A 21,298-nucleotide genomic window follows, 5' to 3' on the forward strand; every position below is an offset into this window, starting at 1 on the left:
CTCAATCCCATGTCAGGCCGCCGCGGCGCCACACGTAGGCGTAGGCCACGAACACGGTGAGCATGAACACCACCATCTCGACCAGAGCAAACATCCCCAGTGCGTCGTAGCTGACCGCCCACGGATACAGGAACACGATTTCGATGTCGAAGACGATGAACAGCATCGCGGTCAGGTAGTACTTCACCGGAAACCGCTGCCCGGGCGTCGCATGCGGCCCACTCACCGACGTTTCGGTCGGCTCGATGCCGCATTCGTAGGCCGCCATCTTCGACTTGTTGTAGCGCGACGGGCCGGCCAGGCTTGCGATCACCACCGAGCCCACAGCAAAGGCGGCGGCGATTCCGCCTAGCACCAGGATGGGTATGTAGACGTTCAACTCGCTCCAAGATCCGTCGTGGGGCCGCCTATATAGCGACCAGGCGGCGACCGGGCTGCTGTGACGGACTGGGTCTGTAGCCCGGCACAGTGATCTTCAACATAGCGTCGAGGCGGCTGGGGCACGTGCTCGGGGTGGTGCTAATGCGTGGTTTGCGGTGTGAGATCCGGCACGTTTTCGGGGCGCGGCAAAGACGGCGCCGCAACGGCACCGGGAAAGGAGCAGGTCGTCAGCTTCAGATCGCGGGGGCGCGCAGCAACCCGAGCACGGTGCGACCCAGCACGATCGGGTCGATCGGGTGCGGCACCGCGGCCTCGGCGCGCGACCACGTCGCGAGCCACGCGTCGTCCGGGCGTCCGGTGAGCACCAGGATCGGCGGGCAGGTTTCGAGCTCGTCCTTGAGCTGTTTGGCGATTCCCATGCCGCCGGTCGGTGTCGCTTCACCGTCGAGGATGGCCAGGTCAATGCCGCCCTCGTCCATGGTGCGGATCACCATCGGGCCGGTAGCCACCTCGACATAGTTCAACTCCGGCAGATCCGGGTGCAGCCGCTTACCCAGTGCCCGCTTCACTTTGTCGCGGGTGTTGGGGTTGTCGCTGTAGACGAGTATCCGCAGAGCGATGGTGGCGTCGGGCACGGTGCAGATGCTACTGGTGCTCGACCGGCTTTATCGGCCAGACCGCACGAAAACGGCCTGTGCCGCCGCCTTGGCCGCGGGCGCGACCATGCCGAACTTGTTCCAGCCGATGCCGAACTGGGATCGATCGATCCTGGTTTCGCCCGAGATTTGGATCGAACCGTCGCCGCTTCCGGTGACGGTGACGGGCAGCGGTACCGGCGCACTGATCCCCTTGATCGTGAAGCTGGCCCGCAGGTCCGCGCCCTTGCCCTCGGTCGGGTGAATCGCCGTGACGACGACGCTGATCTCAGGAAACCGCTCGACATCGAAGAAATCGGCCGAGCGCAGATGCTCGTCGCGACGGCCGATGCCGGTCTGCACCGACGCGGTACGGATGTCGAGGCGGCCGAAGACCGAGCCCTGGCCGGTGAGTTGTCCGTCGCCGGTGAACTCGGTGAACCGGCCCTTGACGGTGAGCAGGCCCCACATGTTCCTGATCTTGAAGGTGACGGCCGACCGGTCGGGAATGATCTTCCACCCCCCGGCCAGGTCGGGATCATTCAACAGTGTTTCCAGCGTCGTCATCGTCACCTCATCAGCGGCGCAATCTCGGCGGGGTCGAAGTACTCGTCGATCCGGTCGATCAGACCATTTGTGCCCACCCTGATCACGATGCAAACGCGCATGGAGATCGATTGACCGGCATGGCCGGTGGCGTGCAGGACGTGCTGCTGAACGAAGCCACTGATCAATCCGTCGTCGAAAAGCCGGCGATCGAGGATCTCGTAGCGACGTTCGGTGGTCACACCGATGAACCAGTCGATGACTTTGAGCGCGCGGGTCTTGTCATCGGTCCTGAAGGGGTCCCGGCTGGCGCCCACCCGCCATACCGCGATGTCGTCGCTCCACAGCCGATCGACCGCGGCCTTGTCGCCGCTGACGATCGATGAGAACAGCTGGTCGGCCGTGTCGAGGACGACCTGGGTGGTTGCAGCGGGCATGGCAGGCTCCTATTCGCTGTCGTACCCGGGGTGGGCAACCGCCAACCGATTGCGCACCAGGGTTCTTAGGACGGCGAGCACCTCGCCGGCACGCTCGTCGAGCTCGCCGGCCCGGATGGCGGCGGCGAGCTGCTCCTCGTCTCCGAAACCCAAGCCGGTCAGCGCGTCTCGCGATTCCGCTTCACTCTCGTCGCGCAGTTCGCGCTCGACGATGCGCAATGCGTTGGCGGCCACCCGGGAGTGGAAGTTGACCTGTCCGGTGGTCGCCTCCCGGACGTCTGTTTCCAGGAACTCGGCCACCGCGGCCACGAGTTCGGCAGCCAGCGGGCGTCCGTATGCGCCGATCACCACCGCGCCTCCTTTGATTGCCCGCCTCGCCCCCTCGCCGCCGCGCGGCTGGGGGTGCCCCCACCGCGCGCCGCTGCGCGGCGTGCATCGTCACCGGGCGCTTCGAGCAGGTTGAGGATGTCCCACTCGGTTTCGCTGACCCGGCGGCCGATCGTCGCCAGCTCGACCGAGCGCGACTGACCGCTCAAATGCCGCTCCGCCTGGAAGCGGCAGATCACGCCCCAGCGCAGGGTGGCCAACACCAGCCACCAGTGCAGTGCCGCCCGGTCGACGCTGGTTCCGCTGGCCCGTTCGTAGTCGCGCACGAAACTCTCTATGCTGCCGAGGCCGCCGGCGCCGAGGCTGGCCGGAGCGCCGAACCGCCAGGCGCGGATGCAGAACCAGGCCAGGTCTTCGTAGGCCTCGCCGCGGTGCACCAGCTCCCAGTCGAGCACCGCGGCCAGGTTGGATCCGTCGACGATCAGGTTGCCCATCCGGTAGTCGCCGTGCACCAGCACCGTTGCCGATTGCTGCGGCCGGTGCGCGGCCAACCAGCGAAAGGCCCATTCGAAGGTGGCGGTGGTGTCGTTCATCGCGTCGAGGCGCTCGCGATACTCCACCAGCTGGTCCTCGTACTCCAGGCCCGGGATGTCCGGGTCGGCCCGGTGAATGGCGGCCAACGCTTGCGCGCATTGCCGCAGCAGCTCGGTGCGGCGCGCGTGCCCGTCGGGAGTGTCGAGCTGACGCTGGATGCGCCGGACGATGGTCTCGCCCTTGATCTCATCGCAGACGAGAAACGGATTGCCCAGTGCCGCAACCGAATCATCGGCGAGGAGGATGTGGGGGACCGGCGCGCCGGCGGCCGCGGCCGCCGCCTGCGCACGGGCTTCGAGCTCCATGCCGGCATGAACGTCGTCGGGTGGGCCGGTGCGCAGGATCAGCGCGCGGCGTTGGCTGCCGGTGACCGCGTCGAACGCCCAGGTGGTGCGGCTGGCGCCGCCGGTCAGCGCGCGCAGGTTCTCGATCGTGGTGCCGGCGCCCAGTACCGGCACCAGCGCCGCTTCCAGTTTGGCGCCCAGTTCCCCGGTCACGGCTTGCCGAACTTGAACAGCCGCTGCGCCACTCGGCGAATCTGGATTTCCTCAGCGCCCTCGGTGATCCGATAGCGTCGATGATGCCGGTAGATGTGCTCGAACTGTTCATGACGGCTGTAGCCCAGACCGCCGTAGACCTGCATGGCGCGGTCGGCGGCGTCGCAGACCAGCCGGTTGGCGCGATAGTTGGCCATCGACACCTTGTCCGACACTTCCATGTGGTGGTCGCGGTCCAGGTGCCAGGCGGCGTATTGCACTAGTAGCCGCACCATCTGCGCTTCGGTCTGCAGCTCGGCGAGCGGCCATTGCACGGCTTGATTGACCGACAACGGCTTGCCGAACACCGTGCGCTTGGCTGCGTATTCGGCGGCTCGGTCGATGCAATACTGCGCGGCGCCCAGGCTGCTCGCGGCTTGGCGAATCCGGTTCTCGTGCAGGAACGTTTGGGCGACCTCCAGGCCGCGGTCGACCTCGCCGAGGACCGCATCGGCGGGGATCCGGACATCGGTCAGCTCGACTTCACCGTGGTCGGTGGGCATGTTGAAGGTCCACCAGTAGTAGGGGACTTCGAATCCGGGGGTGTCGGTCGGGACCAGGAACGCGGTGATGCCCCGCGCTTGTCCCGGCTCACCGGAGGTGCGGGCGAAGACGAGGTCGTGGGTGGCGCGGTGCACACCGGTGTTGAACCGCTTGGAGCCGTTGATCACCCAGCTGTCGCCGTCGAGCTGGGCATGGGTTTCCAGCCAGGTCGCGTCGGATCCGTGCTGCGGCTCGGTCAGTCCGAATGCCATGGACCGCTCACCGGTGATAAGCGCCTCCGACCACACCCGACGCTGCTCGCCGGTGCCGAAGCGCTCCATCATGATCACCTGAGGGAAGTTCCCGACGATCGACGACTCGTTCTGCAGGTCGTTGTGCAGTCCGAGTCCCTTGTGCGCCAAGTGTTCCCGGATCACCGCCATGTCGACGTTGGTGCCGTCGCGGCCGCCCAGCGAGGCCGGAAGTCCGTAGCGCAGCCAGCCGGCCTTGTCGGCGCGCCGGCGCATCTCGGCGAGCAGCTTCTCCCACTCTTCGGTCGGGATGCCGTCGTTGTCCCAATCGGTGCGGGCATGCTCGCGGCGCTGATCGAAGAACTGGATGTTTTCGCGTTCCAGCGGCTTGATCTCCGCCTCGATGAAGGCATCCATCTCGGCGAGTACGCCCGGAAGGTGTTCTGGCAGGGTGAAATCCACAGTTGTCTCCTTGGGAAAGGCTCAAGCGCCGTACAGAGTTTTCTTCCACACCGTCGACAGGGTCGCAATGGCGTCCTCGTCGCTGATCTGCATCCCGAGACCAGACTGCCCGACGAAGACGGTGGTGAAGTTCTCGAACAGCAGGGCAATGGCCGCCGCCGTGTGCTGCGGGTTGAGTTCGCTGCCGTAGCCCTGTTCCTGGGCGCGTCGCACCGATGAGGCCACGATGTCCATGCCGAACTTTCGAAACTCGTTCTGCACGGCCGCGAACCGCTGCTGCGTGGTGGCCAGCTGGGCGACGGCGATCATGATGCCGATGTGCTGCTTGAAGATGTTCCAGTACCCAGTGACCACCGAGGTGAAGAACGCATTGTCGTCCGGAGAGTCGGGCAGGTGCACGCTCAGCCCGGACGGCGCCACCACATCGTGCAGGAACGACTCCGCCAGCGCGGCCAGCAGGTCTTCCTTGTCGGCGAAGTACCGGTAGAAAACCGCCGGCGACTTTCCGGCGGCCGATGTGATGTCGGCCAGCGTGGTGCCGTGAAAGCCGCGTTCGGCGAACAGTTTTCGCGCGGCCTGCTCGATGGCCTCCCTGGTCTGGCGGCCTTTGGAGGTCAGCGCCCGCGACGCGTCGGGGGTGGACACACCCATCAGTTCCGGATCCGGTCGCCCGCGCGCAGTAGCGCGCTCGGCAGGTCATGGCCCACCGCCGATTTCGCGACGGCGGCGGCGGCGATCGCGGCTTGCAGGTCGACGTCCACATCGATGCCACTGTCGGTGAGCAGGTAGACCAGTTCTTCGGTGGCGATGTTGCCGGTGGCCCCCGGAGCGAACGGGCAACCACCCAGTCCGCCGACCGAGGCGTCCAGTCGGGTGACGCCGGCGCTGACCGCCGCGTAGGCGCTGGCCAGCCCGGCGCCGCGGGTGTTGTGGAAGTGCGCTCCCAGCGGCAGGTTGCCGATCACCGGACGCAGTTGGGCGATCAGCGAACTCACCCGGCCCGGGGTGGTGGTGCCGATCGTGTCGGCGATCGACAGGCGGTCGGCACCGCGGTCGCGGGCGGCCGCGGCGATCTCGAGAACCCGCTGCGCCGGGGTGGGTCCTTCGAACGGCGAGTCCCATGCGGTGGCGATGACGACCTCGACGGTGACAGGAAGACTTGAGGGGCCGCCGTGCGCGATGGCGACGATCTCGTCGATCTGGTCGGTGGCCTGGACGCTGGTGCGCCCGACGTTGGCCATGCTGAACGTGTCGTCGGCGGCCACCACGTATTCGATCGAGCGCAGCCCGGCGGCAACCGCGCGCTTGGCGCCATTGGGGCTGGCAACCAGGGCGGAGAATTCGATGTCGGGGTAGTTGTGCAGCTGGGCGGCGAGCTCGGCGGCATCGGCCATCGACGGCACTTTCGTCGGGGAGACGAACGCCGTCGCCTCCACCTCGCGCACACCCGTGGCGGCCACCGCCGCGAGCAGTTCGAGCTTGGCCGACAACGGGATTGGCTTTTCGATCTGCAGCCCGTCGCGCAGCGCCACCTCACGGATATCGACGTGCCGGTTCATAGCACCCCCTCGCCGCGCAGTGCCTCGAGCTCGTCGGCGGTCTTGCCGAGCAACCCCGCGTAGACGTCGTCGTTGTGTTGTCCGGGGCAGGCCGGCCCCGCATGGCGGACACTGCCCGGCGATTCCGACAGCACCGGAACAACTCCGGGTCCCAATACATTACGTGCGATGCGTTCGTCATAGTGCTCGACCAGCATGCCGCGTGCCCGCAGCTGAGGGTCTTCGACCACTTCGGCGACGGTGTTGATCGGGCCCGCGATCACGCCTGCGGCACTGAGGGTTTCGACGATGGTTCCGGGCTGCCGCTCGGCGGCCCATGCGCCGATGATCTTGTCGAGCTCGTCCTGGTTGCGCCCGCGAGCGGTGTGCGTGGCGAACCGGTCGTCGCCGGCCAGCTCCGGGCGCCCCATCGCCGCGCACAGCCGGGCGAACACGGTGTCCTGGTTGGCCGCGATCACCACCCACGAATCGTCGGCGCTGCGATAGATGTTCGACGGCGCGATACCTTCCAGCCGGGTGCCCGACGGTCCGCGCACCACGCCGCCTACGTCGTAATCGGGAATCGTGGATTCCTGGATGGCCAAGCAAGATTCGGTCAGCGCGACGTCGACGACTTGTCCTCGACCCGTGACGCTGCGACGGTACAGGGCGGCTATCGCGCCCTGGGCGCCGAACATGCCGGCCAGACTGTCGCCGAGCGAGAGCGCCAGGCGGGGTGGCGGGCCGCCGGGAAATCCGTTGAGGTGGCGCAGTCCGCTGGCGGCCTCGGCCACCGAGGCATAACCCGCCTTGTGCGCGTCGGGTCCGGTCTGCCCGTAACCGGACACCCGGACCAGGATGATGCCGGCGTTGCGTTCGCTGAGTATGTCGTAGCCCAGGTTCCACTTCTCGAGAGTGCCCGGGCGGAAGTTCTCCACCACGACGTCGGACTTCTCGACGAGCTCGAGGAACAGCTCGCGCCCGTGCGGTTTGCGCAGGTCGAGCGTGATCGCTTTCTTGTTGCGCGCGGCCACGGTCCAGAACACGTGGTGCCCTTCGTATTCGGCTTGACCCCAGTTGCGCAGCGGGTCCGGGGCGCCCGGCGGCTCCACCTTGATGACCTCGGCGCCCATGTCCCCGAGCAAGCGGCCGGCGAACGGACCCGCGATCAAGGTGCCCAGTTCGAGCACCCGGATGCCGTCCAGCGCACCCGTCACGGCGAGCTCGCGAATTCGTGCCGGATCAGCCAGTCGGTGACGACGTTGACGGCCTCGCGCAACTTGTCGCGCTGGTCCGGACCGGCGTAATAGTGTGTGGCACCAGGGATTTCGTACATCTCCTTGTCGGAATGTCCGATCGCCTCGAACAGCCGCCGGGTGTGGCTGGGTGTGCAGGCGTCGTCGGCCAGGTTGCCGATCACCAGCGCAGGGATGGCGATATCGCGACCGCAGTCCACTCCGTCGCCGCGGGCTTCGTCGTAGCTCCATTGCGACAGCCAGCCGCGCAGCGTCGAGAAGCGGGCCAGCCCGACCGGGCTCATGTTCACCACCTGAGGATCACCCAGATAGCAGGTGCCCGGCGTGCGCTCGTTGGGATCCACGGTGGGATCCAGCCAGCGGGGATCAGCCATCGTGCCATGAACGACGAATCCGAACTCGTCGTCGGGGCGGCCCTGAGCGGTCAAATCAGCCAGCTTCTCTTTGGCCCATGCGGTGATGCGGCGGTTGCGGGCGATCTGCGCTTGACGGTACCGGTCCAGGAACTCCTGGGGGTAGGGCGGCTGGTTGGGATTGTCGGGGGTGTACAGATCGAGCTCGGGATCGCGCTTGGTGGGGTCGGATTCGTCGAGGATGGACGCGTCCAGCCATTCGGTCAGCGTGCCGTGCCGGCTGATGTGCGCGGCCAACAGCATGATGCCGTCGGCGGCCGGCAGCTCCAGCTTGGTCAGGTCCGGTCCGTCGCCGGTCGGGCTCGACGTGATCGTCGCGTGCTGGGCCTGCTGCTGGTAGAAGACCGACAGCGAGCCGCCCCCGCTCCATCCCGCCAACACCACCTTGGGATAGCCCAGCCGGTTCTTGGCGTCCTTGATGCATTCCCCGAGATCCTCGACGACCTTCTCCATCAGCAACGCCGAATCCGTGCCGCGGAACCGGCTGTTGCAGTAGATGACGTGGTGGCCGGCCCGAGCCAGCGCGTTGATCATCGGAAGATAGGCGCCGCCGCCGATCGGGTGCATGAACACCAGGACGGTGTCTGACGGCTTGTCTTTCGGCTTGAGCAGGTAGCTCTCCAGCACGGTGATCTCGGCCAGCCCGCCGTAAACGTCTCGGACGCTGGAATTGTTCTGGAAGGCAACAAGATACGGGATCCGGTCGTAGTCGTGCTTGACGGCTTGACTCATCAGTGTTGTCCTAAATCGTTGGCCAGTACTTCGGGTGAGGGTGTCAGGCGCTTGCGGGTGTCGACGGCGATAACCTGCCAGTCGACCCGCGAGTGCTCGTCGAACTTGCGGCGGGCTCGTTCGCGGGCCTTCTCCGGCGCGCCGTGGTGAACCCCTTGCGGCGCATGGGTGATCAGGCCCGGCGGCATCGGGATGCCGTAGAGCGAGCCGCCGTGGAAGAACGCGATTTCGTCGTAGTCGACGTTGCGGTGATACCAGGGAGTGCGTTCGGTGCCGGCAACGCCCTCGGCGGGCTTGGGCAGGAAGTTCATCACGTAGACACCGGTCGCCTGCATGAACAGGTGCACCGTCGGCGGCAGGTGAACGCTGTCGGAGGTGATCACGTTGTAGTCGTCGATGTTGAAGGTGAACGCGAAGTTGTCGCCGCGCCATCCTTCGACGTCGAGTGGATTATGTTGGTAGACAAGCGTGGTCGTGCCGCCTTCTAGAACATCGCGGTGGAAGAGTTGGACCTCGTATTCGTCGCGGGCCCCCAACCCGGGGGGGTCGTCGATCGGAGCAGGCTCGGGAATGGTGGCCTGCGAAGGATCGAAGGGGAAGTGCCGGCCCAACGGGCCGGGCGGCGGCACCCGGAACTCGTCGGTGGCCTCGATCATCAGCAGCGTGGTTTCGCGATCCGGCACCTGACGCCAGGTGCAGGCCTTCGGGATGTAGACCCAGTCACCCTCGCGGTAGTGCAGCGGGCCGAACTCGGTCTCCAGCAGTCCGGTGCCGTGGTGGACGAACGACAGCAGATCGCCGTCGACATAGCGGGCGAAGTAGGGCATCGGCTCGCGGCGGCGGCTCAACAGAACGCGGCAGTCCTCGTTGCTGAACATCAGCAGCGGCACACCGTTGGCGTCGGTCGCATCGCTGGGCTTGAGCTCGCTGGACAGCACGTCGACCGGGCGCAGCGGTCCGGACGCTCGATAGGCGGTGGGGTCGTGGCGGCGGTAGATGTTGGCCGTGCGCCCGGTGAAACCGCCCCGGCCCAGCTCGTCGTCCTTGAGGCCGTCAAGGTCGGCGTGCAGGCGGCGCGGCGTCTTGCCTTTGCGCAGGTGAACGAACGATTCCATGGCGACTCCCGGGCACGTCAGGCGACCAAAACTGAAAGTGACATTACTTTCTCTTTTGACCACGCACAAGAGCCGTCGTTATTGCCGGCTTGGCTTCGCGCAAAAGCCGGGCGACCCGCTCAGGCGCGCCTCGAACCGGCCGCCGCTAGTCGCGGACGCGCAGGACGACTTTTCCTTTGGCGGTGCGATTCTCCATCGAGGCGACGGCCGCGGCGGCCTGGTCCAGCGGGTAAACCTCCGGCTCCGGCGCCGCAAGCTTGCCCGAGGTGAGCAGGCGCTCCAGTCCGGCCCACTGTTCGTCCAGCGCGCCGGGATGCGTTGCCGTCCATGCGCCCCAGCCGACGCCGACGACGTCAATGTTATTGAGCAGCAGTCGGTTTACCTTCACCGTGGGGATCTCGCCGCCGGTAAAGCCGACGACCAGAAGCCGTCCGCCCGGAACAAGGGAGCGTAGGGAATCGGTGAACCGGTCACCGCCGACCGGGTCGACGACCATGTCGACGCCGCGGCCGCCGGTCAATTCCTTCACCGCATCTTTGAAGTTATCGGCCAGTACCACGTCGGTCGCGCCGGCCGCGGTGGCGATCCGGCCCTTCTCCTCCGTGCTGACCACCGCGATCGTGCGCGAGGCCCCGAGCGCCGGCGCCAAGCGCAGCGTCGAGGTTCCGATCCCGCCGGCCGCGCCGTGCACCAGCACGCTTTCGCCCTGTTGCAGGCGGCCACGAACCGTCAGTGCGAAGTACACCGTCAGGTCGTTGAACAGCAGTCCGGCGCCCGCCTCGAAGCTCACGTTGTCCGGCAGCTTGAACGCCCGGTCGGGGGAGAGCACCGCGACCTCGGCCATACCGCCGGTCAGCATCGTCAGGCCGACGACCCGGTCGCCGGGACCCACGTGAGCGCCCGCCGGAGCCGAACGAACGACGCCGGCGATCTCGGCTCCCAGCACGAACGGCGGGTCCGGCCGGTACTGGTAGAGGCCGCGGGTCAGCAGTGCGTCCGGGAACGCGGCGCCGGCGGCATGCACCTCGACGACGATCCCGTCGCCGGTAGGCTCGTCGACCTCGCCCACCTCGATCGCGTCTGGGCCGTCTAGCCGCGTCACCCGTGCTGCACGCATGCTGCCTCCATTGTCGATGGGGCCGGACGCCTCCGCCCAGCGCTCGAATAGCCTACTGCCAGCTCAGAATCCGCCGGCGACACGTACCACCGCGCGGCCCGAGTAGGTGCCCGCGCGCAGTTGATCCAAAATCTCGACCACGTCTTTCACATCGACGTCGTTGGCGACCGTGTCCAGGTGCCGCGGCTTGAGCGAGTCGCCCAGCAACGCCCACAACTTGCGTCGGCGTGCAATGGGCATCAGCACCGAGTCCATGCCGAGCAGGGAGACGCCGCGCAGGATGAACGGCATCACCGTGGTGTGCAACGCGGGCCCACCGGTGAGACCGCTGGCCGCCACCGCCCCGCCGTAGTCGACCGTGCTGAGCACATCGGCGAGCGTCGCGCCCCCGACACAATCCACTGCGCCCGCCCAGCGCGCCTTGGCCAGCGGTCGCGGCTTGGCATCGGGGTCGGCGGGCAGCCGGCCGATAACCTCAGCAGCGCCAAGCTCTTTCAGCATTGCGGTGGCCGCTTCCTTACCGGTGGACGCGACCACCTGATAGCCCGCCGCCGCGAGTAGGTCCACGCTGACCGACCCGACACCACCGGAGGCGCCGGTGACGACGATGGGCCCGGCGTCGAGCGCGATGCCCCAGTCGATCAGGGCCTGCACGCTCATCGCGGCGGTGAAGCCGGCGGTCCCGATGGCCGCACCCTCACGCGGGCTCAGTGCTCCCAGCGCCACCACCTGGTCGGCGGGCAGTCGCGCGTACTCGGCGTAGCCACCGTGATGGCCGGTGCCGATCGCGTACCCGTGGGCCAGCACCCTGTCTCCGACGCTGAAGTCCGGCGACTGCGATTCGACGACTTCGCCGGTGAGGTCGATGCCCGGCACGATCGGATAGTCGCGCACCACGCCGCCCTTGGGCGTCAGCGCCAGCGCGTCCTTGTAGTTGACGCTGGAATACAACACCCGGATCGTCACCTCACCGGGCGGCAGGTCGGCCGGGCTGAGCGTTTCGACCGACGCCGTGATCCGATCACCATCTTGACGGGCTACCAGCGCCTGAAACGTGTCCATACGACGACGTTAGCCTCATCGTATGGATCCCTTTCCCCTTGGTCGCTTTTCGGTAGCCCGCGTCGGCTTCGGGGCTATGCAACTGCCCGGTCCCGGGGTGATGGGTCCGCCACGTGATCGTGACGAGGCGCTGGCGGTGCTGCGCAGGGCCGTCGAACGCGGCGTCAACCACATCGACACCGCCCAGTTCTACGGCCCCGACGTCGCCAACGAGTTGATCCGCGAGGCGCTGCACCCGTATCCGCAAGATCTGGCATTAGTGAGCAAGGTCGGCGGGCGCCGCGATGACGCCGGCGCCTGGCTGCCGGTCGACGAGCCGTCGGAGCTGCGCCGCGACATCGAAACGAACTTGCGATCGCTCGGCGTCGACCAACTGGCGGCGGTCAATCTGCGACTGTTCGAAAGCGACGGCCCCGACCAGCTTTTCGATGACCAGCTCTCGGTGATGATCGATGCCCGTGACGAGGGGCTGATCGGTGGCATCGGGCTGAGCAACATCAACCGCGAGCACCTGCTGCATGCGCTGGAGTGCACCGAGATTGACTGTGTGCAAAACGCTTTCAATCTGATTGACCGGGACTCCGCAGCGGTGCTTCAGGAGTGCACCAGGCGGGGAATCGCGTTCGTTCCGTTCTTTCCGTTGGGCGCGGCGTTCGTGCAGCCGAACCCGGTGCTCAGTCACGAGCTGGTGCAGCGCGCGGCGCAACGGCTCGGCCACACGCCCGCGCAGGTCGCGTTGGCATGGACGCTGAGCGTGGCGCCGAACGTGCTGCTGATCCCCGGTACCTCGTCGCTGGGGCATCTCGAGGAGAACCTCGACGTTGCCTCGATCGAACTCGACGACGACACCCGCGAGCAGCTGAACGCAGTCGCTGCCTGATGCCGCCACGCGTTCGACGCGCGACTCCGGACGACGCCGCGGCGTGCGCCGACCTCTACCGGCCGTACGTGCTGGACACTGCGATCACGTTCGAGACCGAGGTGCCGACGGTAGCAGAGTTCGCCGAGCGCATCGCCAAAGCGATTGCGACGCATGAATTTCTGGTGCTCGAGGTCGACGGGTGCATCGCGGGCTACGCCTACGCGCAGACGTGCAATCCCCGTGCCGCCTATCGATGGTCGGTTGAGACGAGCGTGTACGTCGCCCAGGACCGGCGTCACACCGGGGGTGGCCGGATGCTCTACACCGAACTGCTACAGCGGTTGGCGCAGCGCGGCTTTCGGCGGGCGTTCGCCGGCATCGCGCAACCCAACGAGGCCAGCAACGCGCTGCACGCGGCATTCGGCTTCCGCCCGGCCGGTGACTATCGGCGCGTCGGCTGGAAACTCGGCGCGTGGCACGACGTCACGTGGTGGCAGCTCGACCTGCTGGCGCCCGAGGACGAGGTCGACCCGCCGCGTCCGATCGTCAGTTAGCGCTCGCCGAACGTGCACTCACTGCGAAAAAACGGCGTGAAATTCGCAGTGGCTTCACGCTCGGCGTAAGAGGACTCGCTACTTGAGTTCGGCGGAGGAGAGGCCCAGGAGCCGGCGTGCGACCACGAGCTGCTGGATTTGCTGGGTGCCTTCGAAGATGTCCATGATCTTCGAGTCACGTGCCCACTTCTCCAGCAGCGACTGCTCCGAATAGCCTGGGGTGCCGGCTAATTCGACCGCTTTCAGCGTGACGTCGGTGCCCACTCGGCCAGCCTTGGCCTTGGCCATCGACGCTTCTTTGGAGTTGGGGATCTTGTTGTCGGCCTGCCACGCCGCGCGCAGCGTCAGCTGGTAGGCCGACTCCCAGTCGGCCTCCATCCGCAGGAATTCGGCCGCAGCGGCGCTTTGGGCGTGCGCGGGCCTGTCATAGGAGATCTCGACCCCGGCCTCGGTCAGGATTTTGCGCAGCTCCTCCAGGGCGGCCCGGGCGATGCCGATGGCCATGCCGGCGACCACGGGCCGGGTGTTGTCGAAGGTCTCCATGACACCGGAAAATCCTTGGCCCGATTGGATTTCCGGGTTGCCGAGCAGGTTGTCCTTCGGGATCCGCGCGTTGTCGAACCGGATCGCGGCGGTGTCGGATCCCTTGATGCCGAGCTTCTTTTCCAGCCGTTCGACGGTGACACCGGGATGTTCGCGGGGCACGATGAACGACTTGATCGCCGGGCGACCCTGCGACTTGTCCAGGGTCGCCCACACCACGATATGGGTGGCCCGCGAACCCGCTGTGACGTAGATCTTTTCGCCGTTGATCACGTACTCGTCGCCGTCCAGCTTGGCAGTGGTCGATACGGCAGCCGAGTCGGATCCGAAGCTGGGTTCGGTGATCGCCATCGCCGCCCAGACTCGGCCCAGCCGCTGCAACTGCTCGTCGGTGGCCACGCCGCTGATCGCCGCGTTGCCCAGACCCTGATAGGGCATCGACAGCATCATCGCCGCGTCACCCCAACTGGCCTCCATCGTCTGCAGCACCGCCGCCATGTTGGAGCCGTTGCGGTTTTCTTCCTTGCTCTCACTGCTGCGGAACGCCTCGGCGCCGGCGAGTCCCACGGCATTGGATTCGGCGGCGCCGGAGAACAGGTTGGACAAGGTGTCCAGCTCCACCGGATAGGCGTGCTCGTGGACGTCGTACTTGCGGGCGATCGGGCGCATCATCTCCGCGGCGCCTTGGTGGGCCTTGTCGATCACCGCTTGCATCTTGCGGGGCAGTTCCAGATTGATTGCCATGATTGATCTTTCGCTAGGGGACGACTCAGATAACGACGACGCCCTCGGCGACGCCGATGGCCCGCAGGTCGCGGTACCAGCGTTCGACGGGGTGTTCTTTCGTGTAGCCGTGGCCGCCGAGTAGTTGCACGCCGTCCAGGCCGATTTGCATGCCCTTGTCGGCGCCGATCCGCTTGGCCAGCGCGGCCTCGCGGATGAACGGAAGGCCTTGTTCGGCACGCGCGGCACCGCGCCAGGTGATCAGCCGCAGCCCGTCCAGCTCGATGGCGATGTTGGCGCACATGAACGCCACGGCCTGACGGCGAGCGACGGGCTCGCCGAACGCCTCGCGCTCCTTCACGTACGGGATGACATAGTCGAGAACCGCGTGCGAGGTGCCGACCGCCAGCGCCGCCCAGCCCAGCCGGGACAGCGCTATCGCCTCGGAGTAGTCCTCATCGGTGGCTTCCTCCTCGCCGAGGCGGGCGTTCAGCGGCACCGACACCCCGGCGAGCTCGAGCTGACCCAGCGCGGCGGCCCGGATACCCATGCTTGGATCCGCCTTGACGGTAAGGCCTTTGGCGCCCGATTCGACGATGAACAGTGCGGGCTTGCCGTTCAATTGAGCGCCGACGATGAACAGCTCGGCATCGGCCGCGGCCGGGACCAACGACTTCACACCGTCGAGCCGGTACCCGCTCGGTGTGCGCACAGCGGTGGTCTTCAACCGGGTGGGGTCGAACAGCGGTTGGGGTTCGGCAATGGCCACGCAGGCCTGCGGGACATTCTCGCCGGCGAACTCGGGCAGATAGCTGGCTTGCTGGTCCGCGCTGCCCCAGTGGGTCAGCGCGGCTGCCACGCCACCCGGCGCCAGGATGGGCAATGCCAACCCCATGTCGCCGTAGGCCAATGCCTCGGCCACCAGCACGTTGGTGACACTCGAGCGGTGTGCGGCGATGCCCTCGAAGTCCTCGGGGATGTTGATCGCGGTGATGCCGAGTTCGGCCGCCTTGGCGATCAAGTCGGGCCGGTAGCTCGCCGCCTCGTCGGCCTCGGGGGCCGCGGGCCGCAGCACCTCTTCGGCGAATTCCTCGAGGGTCTCGACGATCATCTTCTGTTCGTCGTCGGGCCGCAGGTCGTAGTAGTCCATGCCGCTGGACTTCAGCCGGGTGGGTCCACTGCGCAGGCTCTGGACTCGTTTGAACTGGCGGGAAGCGGCACCGGCGGTGGAAAAGATCGTCTTAGTGCCGTAGCGCAGGCCCCGGTTCATCGGGTCACGCAGGTGGTATTTGTCCAGAAATTCCTGGCCGACCAGCGGGGTAAGCAGCGCCAGGGTGATGTCGATCCCGGTGCGTCTGTGCGGTTGCATCCCGACGCCGGTGTTGCGTCCGCGCCGTTTTCCGCGCGGATGGGAAGTATTTGAGCCGGAGACAGTGTCCGTCATTTCAGCAGCCTCTGTAGTTGGGGCGATGCAGTCAAGAGGCTATCTTACTCCGGAGTAAGATAAAGAGTGCTTGTTAGCTACTTCACACCGAGGCGGCGCAGCACATATTCGTGCAACAGGCCGTTCGTCGCCACGGCGTCGCCGCGATGAGGGCCCGCGATGCCATCCAGGCCGGTGAATGTCCCGCCGGCCTCGCGCACCAGGATGTCGAGTGCGGCCAGATCCCACACCGAGACTTCCGGTTCGGCCGCGATATCCACCGCACCCTCCGCGAGGAGGCAATATGAGAAGAAATCTCCATACGCCCGCACCCGCCATACGGCGTCGGTCAGTTCGATGAGGTGGTCGCGCAGGCCGCGTTCGGCCCAACCCGACAGGCTGGAAAACGACAGGCTCGCCGAATCCAGTTGTGCCACCGAGGAAACCGACAAGCGCCGCGGCGCAGCGCCGTCGACCGAGGCGAATGCGCCCTGGCCGGCCGATGCCCACCACCGTCGTTGCAGCGCCGGCGCGCTTACCACACCGACCACGGGCACACCGTCGTCGAGCAGCGCGATCAGGCTGGCCCACACCGGAACCCCGCGCACGAAATTCTTGGTGCCGTCGATCGGGTCGACGATCCATTGCCGGCCGGCCAAGCTGGTTGTCCCGCCGAACTCCTCGCCGACGACGCTGTCGTCGGGTCGCTCGCGCGCCAGCACCTCGCGGACCTCGGATTCGACCGCCCGGTCGGCGTCGGTCACCGGGGTCAGGTCCGGCTTGGTGTCGACGTGCAGGTCCAGCGCGCCGAACCGGTCGCGGGTCAGCATGTCCGCACGGTCGGCAAGTGCCATCGCCAATGCGAGATCGTCCTGACTCATGCCAGCAGTCCTACCACGGGCCGGCCCGCGTCCGTCATCCCCGGGTTGCGCGGAAACGGCGTGACGATGCCGACCGGGAGGCAAACACACCGTGGTGCTCTGGTCGGCGCCCAGCTCCAACAGCGTTTTGCAGATAACGCAATTGCAACGACGCCGGGCTTCGGGTTTGGCCGCTGCACGGCGCGCTGCCGAAGGGACCTTCGGCCCTAACGGCGCACCGTCTCGCGACGAATGATGTTACTACGAGTTGCAGATAAGCCCCGCGCAGCTGGAAGGTCGCTGATCATGAACCGCCTGACGACACTGGAAGCCGGTTTCCTCAAAGCCGAAGACGCCGATGCGCGGGTCAGCTTGGCCATCGGGGGACTGTCGGTCATCGAAGGCCCGGCGCCGGACCAGGGCGCGCTGATGTCGGCGTTCGCCGAACGCATACGCGCCTGCCCCCGCATGGGACAACGGTTGCGGTTGCGGCTGTTCGACCTCGGCGCTCCGCAGTGGGTGGACGACCTCGGCTTCGACATCGGCCGGCACGTGCGGCGTGTTGCGCTGCCGCAGCCCGGAGGCGACCAGGAGTTGTTCCGGGTGGTCGCCGATCTGATGGCCAGGCGTCTGGACCGCGATCGGCCGTTGTGGGAGATCTGGGTAGTCGAAGGTCTTAGCGACGGTCGATGGGCGATGCTGACCAAGATCCACCACTGCATGGCCGATGGGATCGCGGCCACACATATGCTCGCCGGACTGTGTGATGACGGCGTCAGTGACAGGTTTGCCCCGCATATCGGTCCGGCGAAAGACGCGAAAACGCATGCGGCAGAAGTCAACCCGCTGGCGATTCTGGGCGCGTTGTGGAGCGCGTCGACCTCGGTGGCTGCCGGCGCCGCGCGAGCGGCCCTGGGCGCCGCGGAAATCGCCACCGGTCTGCTGCGCTCGGATCCGTCACCACTGAACGGACGGATCGGAGATTTACGTCGATACAGCGGCGCGCGAGTGCCGCTGGCCGACATCGAGAAAGTATGCACGGCGTTTGACGTAACCATCAATGATGTTGCGCTGGCGGCAATTACGGAAAGCTATCGCAACGTCCTGGTCAAGCGTGGCGAGCGATTGCAGCCCGGTTCGTTGCGCACCTTGGTGCCGGTGTCGATGCGGTCCGCCGATGCGTTCGACAAGACCGACAACCGGGTGTCGGTGATGCTTGCGGAGTTGCCGATCGACGAGGAGAACCCGGTGCAGCGGCTGCGCATCGTGCATTCGCGGTTGGGCCGGACGAAGGCCGGTGGACAACGTCAGGCCGGAAACGCGTTCGTGGCCATGGCCAATCGCATTCCGTTCGCGTTGGCCGGCTGGGCGCTCGGGTTTCTGACGCGACTGCCACAACGCGGCGTCGCCACGCTGGCCACCAACGTCCCGGGTCCGCGGCGCCCCCTGCGGGTGATGGGCAACAAGGTGCTGGGCGTGTTCCCGGTCCCACCCATCGCGATGCAACTGCGAACCGGCGTCGCGATGCTCAGCTACGCCGACGACCTATTTATAGGAATCCTTGCCGACTATGACGAGGTGGCCGACGTCGACGAGCTGACCCGCGGGATCGAAGCCGCGGTGGCTCGCCTGGTGGCCATCAGCAAGCGGCGCAAGGCTCATTACGCCCGCGGACCGCTGTCCCTGGTCGTGTGAGCGCGTCAGGCAAACGATGCGTTCGGATCGGGTTCCGGCCCAAATGTGAAGTGACGCCCCGTGATATCTGTCGGGGTAACCCGGACGTAATGCTTCTTGACGGTCGCCGTCCACGGCATCAGCTCGGCGCGGTCGGCGCGCTCGATGTCCGCCGCGGTCTTCAGCACTCGAGCGCGGCCCCGGACGATCACGCTCCAGCCTTCGGCGACGTCGTGGTCGTCGGCCTCGAATACCACCACGCTGTTCCCCACGGCGGAGAACAACTTGGTGCCCTCGGCGGTGCGGAACAGCACGGTTCGGTCTTGCACCGCATAGTTCACCGGGAAGATCTCGGGTTCGCCGGCGAAACTAGTCACCAGTCGGCCCAAGGCGACGCCGCTCAGCCTGCGCCAACTCTCGTCCTCCGACAAAACGACCGCGGGCTCATCCGTCATCGACCTCACCTTTCCTCGGGCGCGCCAGTACCCATGACGCTACGGCGAATCCGGGTGGGACAGTAGGGTCCTAGGTCAATTTGACCGTACATCGCCCCGGCCGTCCTACCATGGCGACGTGTGGGAATTCGCGCTGTTACTTCTGCTCGTCGTGGTGCTGGCGGGATTTCTCGCTCAGCGGTTCATTCCGCGCGGCCCGCGGGGGGAGTCGCTGCGCGGCACGTTGCTGGTGACCGGGGTGAGCCCGCGGCCCGACGTCACCGGCGAGCAGTACGTCACCATCACCGGTGTGATCAACGGACCCACCGTCAACGAATATCCCGTCTACTGGCGGATGGTGGTCGACGTCGATCGTTGGCCGAGCATGGGCGAACTGCACGAGGTGGTGTATTCCTCGAAGAATCCGGACAACTGGAAGTTCGCTCCGCCCGAATCTCCTGCGGGCTAGTCGCCCACACCCACCCGCCGGCGGGCGCGTCAGTCGCTCTCGGTAGGGGGCCAGGCCCCGAAAAAGACGAAACCCGTTGTGTCACAAACCTCGTGGATGATAGAGGGTATGGCGCTCGGCGTCGACGGCCCAGTAGCTGCCGCGCCGGCGGATCAAGGGTGCTCGCACGATTGACGACCTCGCTTGCTTTGTGGGTGGCAGGTGGCATTCTGATGTCATGGCGGACAAGGACATCGAGCGCATCCGGGCAACAAGCGCTCTGCAAGTGATCAGGCAGCACCCCGTCCTGGTGCTGTTCGCGGTGTCGCCGGCGCTTGCGGTGCTGGGCGTCATCTGGTGGCTGGCCGGCGCGGGCTGGGCAATCGCCGCGGCGATCGTCCTGCTGCTCGCAAGCGCGGGCATCATCGTCTTCCGCGGCTAGGTCGAGTTCAGCCCCATCGCGAATGCGCCAACAGGCCTGCGATCAGCCGTGGCCGATGCGCAGCAGGTCGGTGAGATTCGGCAGTTTGACGCGGGGACGCCCGTGCGATTCGCCGGCCGCCCGCTCATGGGCGTCGATGATGTCCCAGTGAGCCGAGGTGACCAGCTTCGGTTGGCGCGAGGCCAGCCAGTCGGCCAATTTGTCGGCATGGTCGTCTGGGAAGGTGACCAGTTCGTCGGCGGCGGTCAAATCGTTGATCAGGGTGTCGACGGTGTCCTGGGAGTCCTTCTTATTGGTGCCGATGACGCCGGTCGGCCCCCGCTTGATCCACCCGACCACGTATTCATTGCGGCTGCCCTCGACCCGGCCGTCGGTGTTGGGGATGGTCGCGGTCTTGTCGTCAAAGGGCAATCCCGGGGTGGGCATGCCGCGATAGCCGACCGAGCGCACCACCAGCTGAGCCGGCAGCTCCTCGCGCTCCCCGGTGTCCTTGGCCGACACCCGTCCGCTCTGGTCCGCGACCAACTCGTTGCGGCCGAGGACGATGCCCTCCACCCTCTCGTCGCCCTTGATCTCGATCGGAGAGGTCAGGAACCTGAACACCATGCGCCGGTGTCCCGGGCGGGGTTCGCGGTTGGCGTAGTCGCGCAGCACCTTGATGTTCTGTTTCGTGGTCTTGCCGGCGGCCTCGGCGTCTTCGTCGCTGATGCCCTCCAGCTGCGCGGGATCGACGATGACGTCGACCCCTTCGAGGTCGGCCAGCTCGCGCAATTCCAGCGTGGTGAACGCGGCCTCCAAGGGCCCGCGCCGGCCCACGATCACCACTTCTTCCACGCCGCATGGGCGCAGGGATTCCAGCGCGTGATCAGCGATATCGGTCTCGGCCAGCGCGCCGGGGTCGGTGATCAGGATGCGGGCGACGTCGAGGGCCACATTGCCGTTGCCAATGACGATCGCGCGGGCCCCCGACAGATCCGGGGTCGCGCTCTCGAAGTGCGGATGGGCGTTGTACCAGCCCACGAACTCGACGGCGGCCATGCTGCCCGCCAGCTCTTCGCCGGGAATCTGCAACGACCGATCCGATTGCGCCCCGATCGCATAAATCACGGCGTGGTAGCGCTCGCCAAGTTCGGCGGGAGCCACGTGCTCACCCACCGCCACGTTGCCGAAGAACCGGAAGCGGGGATCGCCGGCGATCTTTTCGAACTGCTTGCTGATCGACTTGATCTTGGGGTGGTCGGGTGCCACGCCCGAGCGCACCAGTCCCCACGGCGTCGGCAACATCTCGAGCATGTCGACCGCGACATCGATCTCATCGGAGTTATCGGCAGCCTTCAGCAAAGATGCTGCGGCGAAGAACCCCGATGGTCCGGAGCCGACGATGGCGACATGAAATCGACGCATACCCAAGCCTTCTGTCCATGCCCGGCCGCGACGCTAGGGGCTGAGA

General features: G+C 66.5%; 24 protein-coding genes. 5 read left to right on the forward strand and 19 right to left on the reverse strand.

From position 1 onward, the window contains the following. Position 1: 1 nt before the first annotated feature. From MAAFP003_RS06945 to MAAFP003_RS07010, 14 genes are all read right to left on the reverse strand, one after another. Positions 2–379 (reverse strand): NADH-quinone oxidoreductase subunit A, encoded by a 378-nt coding sequence (locus tag MAAFP003_RS06945; protein ID WP_090600871.1) that lies wholly within the window; start codon positions 377–379, stop codon positions 2–4. Between the two features lie 235 nt (positions 380–614). Beyond that, positions 615–1,016 carry an Rv3143 family two-component system response regulator gene (locus MAAFP003_RS06950; protein WP_085225798.1) on the reverse strand — a complete coding sequence of 134 codons (402 nt, stop codon included), beginning with the start codon at positions 1,014–1,016 and terminating at the stop codon, positions 615–617. A 30-nt stretch (positions 1,017–1,046) separates the two neighbouring features. After that, on the reverse strand, positions 1,047–1,583 hold the full coding sequence (locus tag MAAFP003_RS06955; RefSeq protein WP_096285596.1) for a YceI family protein: 537 nt from the start codon (positions 1,581–1,583) through the stop codon (positions 1,047–1,049). Between the two features lie 2 nt (positions 1,584–1,585). Then, positions 1,586–1,999 (reverse strand): nuclear transport factor 2 family protein, encoded by a 414-nt coding sequence (locus MAAFP003_RS06960; protein ID WP_096285597.1) that lies wholly within the window; start codon positions 1,997–1,999, stop codon positions 1,586–1,588. 9 nt (positions 2,000–2,008) lie between these two features. After that, on the reverse strand, positions 2,009–2,347 hold the full coding sequence (locus tag MAAFP003_RS06965; RefSeq protein WP_096290926.1) for a DUF6285 domain-containing protein: 339 nt from the start codon (positions 2,345–2,347) through the stop codon (positions 2,009–2,011). Next, on the reverse strand, positions 2,344–3,417 hold the full coding sequence (locus MAAFP003_RS06970) for a phosphotransferase family protein (RefSeq protein ID WP_096285599.1): 1,074 nt from the start codon (positions 3,415–3,417) through the stop codon (positions 2,344–2,346). The genes MAAFP003_RS06965 and MAAFP003_RS06970 overlap by 4 nt, the downstream gene beginning before the upstream one ends. Beyond that, positions 3,414–4,652 (reverse strand): acyl-CoA dehydrogenase family protein, encoded by a 1,239-nt coding sequence (locus MAAFP003_RS06975; protein ID WP_096285601.1) that lies wholly within the window; start codon positions 4,650–4,652, stop codon positions 3,414–3,416. The genes MAAFP003_RS06970 and MAAFP003_RS06975 overlap by 4 nt, the downstream gene beginning before the upstream one ends. A gap of 21 nt (positions 4,653–4,673) precedes the next feature. Then, positions 4,674–5,303 carry a TetR/AcrR family transcriptional regulator gene (locus MAAFP003_RS06980; protein ID WP_096285603.1) on the reverse strand — a complete coding sequence of 210 codons (630 nt, stop codon included), beginning with the start codon at positions 5,301–5,303 and terminating at the stop codon, positions 4,674–4,676. After that, positions 5,303–6,211 (reverse strand): hydroxymethylglutaryl-CoA lyase, encoded by a 909-nt coding sequence (locus MAAFP003_RS06985; protein WP_096285605.1) that lies wholly within the window; start codon positions 6,209–6,211, stop codon positions 5,303–5,305. Before MAAFP003_RS06985 ends, MAAFP003_RS06980 begins: the two co-directional genes overlap by 1 nt. Next, positions 6,208–7,407 (reverse strand): CaiB/BaiF CoA transferase family protein, encoded by a 1,200-nt coding sequence (locus tag MAAFP003_RS06990; RefSeq protein WP_096285606.1) that lies wholly within the window; start codon positions 7,405–7,407, stop codon positions 6,208–6,210. The genes MAAFP003_RS06985 and MAAFP003_RS06990 overlap by 4 nt, the downstream gene beginning before the upstream one ends. Beyond that, positions 7,404–8,591, reverse strand: a complete 1,188-nt coding sequence (locus MAAFP003_RS06995; protein WP_096285608.1) for an alpha/beta hydrolase — start codon at positions 8,589–8,591, stop codon at positions 7,404–7,406. Before MAAFP003_RS06995 ends, MAAFP003_RS06990 begins: the two co-directional genes overlap by 4 nt. After that, the gene (locus tag MAAFP003_RS07000; RefSeq protein ID WP_096285610.1) at positions 8,591–9,706 is read right to left on the reverse strand and encodes a homogentisate 1,2-dioxygenase; all 1,116 of its coding nucleotides are present in this window, start codon (positions 9,704–9,706) and stop codon (positions 8,591–8,593) included. Before MAAFP003_RS07000 ends, MAAFP003_RS06995 begins: the two co-directional genes overlap by 1 nt. Before the next feature lie 145 nt (positions 9,707–9,851). Continuing rightward, positions 9,852–10,823 (reverse strand): NADPH:quinone oxidoreductase family protein, encoded by a 972-nt coding sequence (locus MAAFP003_RS07005; RefSeq protein WP_096285612.1) that lies wholly within the window; start codon positions 10,821–10,823, stop codon positions 9,852–9,854. Between the two features lie 63 nt (positions 10,824–10,886). Next, the gene (locus MAAFP003_RS07010) at positions 10,887–11,885 is read right to left on the reverse strand and encodes an oxidoreductase (protein WP_096285614.1); all 999 of its coding nucleotides are present in this window, start codon (positions 11,883–11,885) and stop codon (positions 10,887–10,889) included. A gap of 22 nt (positions 11,886–11,907) precedes the next feature. Between MAAFP003_RS07010 and MAAFP003_RS07015 the strand changes: the two genes are divergently transcribed. After that, the gene (locus MAAFP003_RS07015) at positions 11,908–12,765 is read left to right on the forward strand and encodes an oxidoreductase (protein WP_096285616.1); all 858 of its coding nucleotides are present in this window, start codon (positions 11,908–11,910) and stop codon (positions 12,763–12,765) included. Continuing rightward, positions 12,765–13,301 (forward strand): GNAT family N-acetyltransferase, encoded by a 537-nt coding sequence (locus MAAFP003_RS07020; RefSeq protein WP_096285618.1) that lies wholly within the window; start codon positions 12,765–12,767, stop codon positions 13,299–13,301. The genes MAAFP003_RS07015 and MAAFP003_RS07020 overlap by 1 nt, the downstream gene beginning before the upstream one ends. A 78-nt stretch (positions 13,302–13,379) precedes the next feature. Here MAAFP003_RS07020 and MAAFP003_RS07025 read toward each other — a convergent pair whose 3' ends face one another. The 3 genes from MAAFP003_RS07025 to hisN form a co-directional block, all read right to left on the reverse strand. Beyond that, on the reverse strand, positions 13,380–14,588 hold the full coding sequence (locus MAAFP003_RS07025; protein WP_096285620.1) for an acyl-CoA dehydrogenase family protein: 1,209 nt from the start codon (positions 14,586–14,588) through the stop codon (positions 13,380–13,382). 25 nt (positions 14,589–14,613) lie between these two features. After that, positions 14,614–16,011, reverse strand: a complete 1,398-nt coding sequence (locus MAAFP003_RS07030) for an acyl-CoA dehydrogenase family protein (RefSeq protein ID WP_096285621.1) — start codon at positions 16,009–16,011, stop codon at positions 14,614–14,616. Between the two features lie 77 nt (positions 16,012–16,088). Next, the gene (hisN, locus tag MAAFP003_RS07035; protein ID WP_096285623.1) at positions 16,089–16,871 is read right to left on the reverse strand and encodes a histidinol-phosphatase; all 783 of its coding nucleotides are present in this window, start codon (positions 16,869–16,871) and stop codon (positions 16,089–16,091) included. Between the two features lie 285 nt (positions 16,872–17,156). Here hisN and MAAFP003_RS07040 point away from each other — a divergent pair, with 285 nt between their 5' ends. Continuing rightward, positions 17,157–18,545, forward strand: a complete 1,389-nt coding sequence (locus MAAFP003_RS07040; RefSeq protein ID WP_096285625.1) for a WS/DGAT/MGAT family O-acyltransferase — start codon at positions 17,157–17,159, stop codon at positions 18,543–18,545. 5 nt (positions 18,546–18,550) lie between these two features. Here the strand turns inward: MAAFP003_RS07040 and MAAFP003_RS07045 are convergent, their stop codons facing one another. Continuing rightward, on the reverse strand, positions 18,551–18,979 hold the full coding sequence (locus MAAFP003_RS07045) for a pyridoxamine 5'-phosphate oxidase family protein (protein WP_096285627.1): 429 nt from the start codon (positions 18,977–18,979) through the stop codon (positions 18,551–18,553). A 118-nt stretch (positions 18,980–19,097) separates the two neighbouring features. On the opposite strand from MAAFP003_RS07045, the gene MAAFP003_RS07050 reads away from it, so the two are divergent. Then, on the forward strand, positions 19,098–19,427 hold the full coding sequence (locus tag MAAFP003_RS07050) for a hypothetical protein (RefSeq protein WP_096285629.1): 330 nt from the start codon (positions 19,098–19,100) through the stop codon (positions 19,425–19,427). A gap of 217 nt (positions 19,428–19,644) precedes the next feature. After that, complete coding sequence (locus tag MAAFP003_RS07055) at positions 19,645–19,848, forward strand: hypothetical protein (RefSeq protein WP_103175401.1); 204 nt, start codon at positions 19,645–19,647, stop codon at positions 19,846–19,848. Positions 19,849–19,890: 42 nt separating this feature from the next. On the opposite strand, the gene MAAFP003_RS07060 is transcribed toward MAAFP003_RS07055, so the two are convergent. Continuing rightward, the gene (locus MAAFP003_RS07060) at positions 19,891–21,252 is read right to left on the reverse strand and encodes an FAD-dependent oxidoreductase (RefSeq protein ID WP_096285631.1); all 1,362 of its coding nucleotides are present in this window, start codon (positions 21,250–21,252) and stop codon (positions 19,891–19,893) included. Positions 21,253–21,298: the final 46 nt, after the last annotated feature.

Origin of the sequence: Mycobacterium ahvazicum (assembly GCF_900176255.2) — a bacterium.
GTDB lineage: Bacteria > Actinomycetota > Actinomycetes > Mycobacteriales > Mycobacteriaceae > Mycobacterium > Mycobacterium ahvazicum.

Coding starts and splice junctions, on each gene's coding strand:
- MAAFP003_RS06955 (WP_096285596.1), bottom strand. CDS start 1,583: ATGACGACGCTGGAAACACTGTTGAATGATCCCGACCTGGCCGGGGGG.
- MAAFP003_RS06960 (WP_096285597.1), bottom strand. CDS start 1,999: ATGCCCGCTGCAACCACCCAGGTCGTCCTCGACACGGCCGACCAGCTG.
- MAAFP003_RS06980 (WP_096285603.1), bottom strand. CDS start 5,303: ATGGGTGTGTCCACCCCCGACGCGTCGCGGGCGCTGACCTCCAAAGGC.
- MAAFP003_RS06985 (WP_096285605.1), bottom strand. CDS start 6,211: ATGAACCGGCACGTCGATATCCGTGAGGTGGCGCTGCGCGACGGGCTG.
- MAAFP003_RS06995 (WP_096285608.1), bottom strand. CDS start 8,591: ATGAGTCAAGCCGTCAAGCACGACTACGACCGGATCCCGTATCTTGTT.
- MAAFP003_RS07000 (WP_096285610.1), bottom strand. CDS start 9,706: ATGGAATCGTTCGTTCACCTGCGCAAAGGCAAGACGCCGCGCCGCCTG.
- MAAFP003_RS07005 (WP_096285612.1), bottom strand. CDS start 10,823: ATGCGTGCAGCACGGGTGACGCGGCTAGACGGCCCAGACGCGATCGAG.
- MAAFP003_RS07010 (WP_096285614.1), bottom strand. CDS start 11,885: ATGGACACGTTTCAGGCGCTGGTAGCCCGTCAAGATGGTGATCGGATC.
- MAAFP003_RS07015 (WP_096285616.1), top strand. CDS start 11,908: ATGGATCCCTTTCCCCTTGGTCGCTTTTCGGTAGCCCGCGTCGGCTTC.
- MAAFP003_RS07020 (WP_096285618.1), top strand. CDS start 12,765: ATGCCGCCACGCGTTCGACGCGCGACTCCGGACGACGCCGCGGCGTGC.
- MAAFP003_RS07025 (WP_096285620.1), bottom strand. CDS start 14,588: ATGGCAATCAATCTGGAACTGCCCCGCAAGATGCAAGCGGTGATCGAC.
- MAAFP003_RS07030 (WP_096285621.1), bottom strand. CDS start 16,011: ATGACGGACACTGTCTCCGGCTCAAATACTTCCCATCCGCGCGGAAAA.
- hisN (WP_096285623.1), bottom strand. CDS start 16,871: ATGAGTCAGGACGATCTCGCATTGGCGATGGCACTTGCCGACCGTGCG.
- MAAFP003_RS07040 (WP_096285625.1), top strand. CDS start 17,157: ATGAACCGCCTGACGACACTGGAAGCCGGTTTCCTCAAAGCCGAAGAC.
- MAAFP003_RS07045 (WP_096285627.1), bottom strand. CDS start 18,979: ATGACGGATGAGCCCGCGGTCGTTTTGTCGGAGGACGAGAGTTGGCGC.
- MAAFP003_RS07055 (WP_103175401.1), top strand. CDS start 19,645: ATGGCGGACAAGGACATCGAGCGCATCCGGGCAACAAGCGCTCTGCAA.
- MAAFP003_RS07060 (WP_096285631.1), bottom strand. CDS start 21,252: ATGCGTCGATTTCATGTCGCCATCGTCGGCTCCGGACCATCGGGGTTC.